The 1,067-nt window shown below is 69.6% G+C and carries 1 protein-coding gene; it reads right to left on the bottom strand.

All coding sequences use genetic code 11. The annotated features are described in order from the left end of the window. Positions 1-73: 73 nt before the first annotated feature. A complete protein-coding gene (locus tag VR44_RS40130; protein WP_045952635.1) occupies positions 74-811 on the bottom strand; it encodes a VOC family protein in 738 nt (245 codons plus the stop codon). Positions 812-1,067 lie beyond the last annotated feature (256 nt).

Consider the following 1,067-nt stretch of genomic DNA (forward strand, 5'->3'; position numbering starts at 1 on the left):
GCGCTCCTCTTTGCTCGGCGTCCGGCGATTGCCTCGGGCTGATACCTGCAGCCAAGGGCGGAGGGATCGCTGCTCAGCGAGGGCTGAGGAGGCAGAACTCGTTGCCCTCCGGGTCGGCCAGGACCGTCCAGTGGATGGCGGACCGGTCGAAGTCGGGGTCGGTGGCGCCCAAGGCGCGCAGCCGGGCCGCCTCTGCGGCAAGGTCGTCACCCTTGTAGGGGGCGACGTCGAGGTGGACGCGGTTCCACCCGGTCTTGGTGTCCGGGGTGCGGACGAACTCCAGGTACGGGCCGACGCCTTGGGCGGATCGCATGGTCGCCAGGTCGTCGGTGACCTGGTGCAGCTTCCAGTCGATCACCTCGCCCCAGAACCGCGCCATCTCGCGCGGGTCGGAGCAGTCGACCACCACTGCGGCGACCGGCCCGGTGTCGCGGTAGATCTCGCGGGGCTCCAGGACGCAGAACTCGTTGCCCTCCGGATCGGCCATGACCGTCCAGGGGACATCGCCCTGGCCCACGTCGGCCAGGGTCGCGCCGAGGTCCTTCAGGCGAGCGACCAACTCCGCCTGGTGGGCGGCCGAGGTGGTGGCCAGATCAAGGTGCACCCGGTTCTTGACCGTCTTGGGCTCCGGCCGGGCGATGATGTCGACACACACGGCCAGGGGGTCGGGGTAGGAGAACCCCACGGGTTCCAGATTGGTCACCCCGGGCCCCTCGCTGTCGATACCCCAACCGAGCACCTCAGCCCAGAAGCGGCCGAGCGCGGAGTCGTCGTGGGCCTTCATGTTGATCTGCACGAGTCGCGTTGCCATGCCGCAGATCCTAGAAGGTGCCCCCGCCCGCGCCGAGGGGATTTTCCCAGCTCATCGACCCCACGCCGTCGATACCACCTTCTTCCGAGCCGCGCCGCGCCAACCCACCCCGGAGGACGATCCCGTCGTCCTCCGGTGCGGGTATCACAGCGCTCTGTGGCGCCCACCGGCCCGGGAGGACGACCCACTCGTCCTCTGGTGCGGGTATCAGCCCCAGGCGGCCGCCGGACGCCGAAATGAGAGGAGCGCGTAGCGA

The organism is Streptomyces katrae (assembly GCF_000966975.1).
In the GTDB taxonomy this organism is placed as follows: Bacteria; Actinomycetota; Actinomycetes; order Streptomycetales; family Streptomycetaceae; genus Streptomyces; species Streptomyces katrae.

Bases quoted from the DNA above. Each gene is read 5' to 3' on its own strand.
- VR44_RS40130 (WP_045952635.1), bottom strand. From the start codon at position 811: ATGGCAACGCGACTCGTGCAGATCAACATGAAGGCCCACGACGACTCC.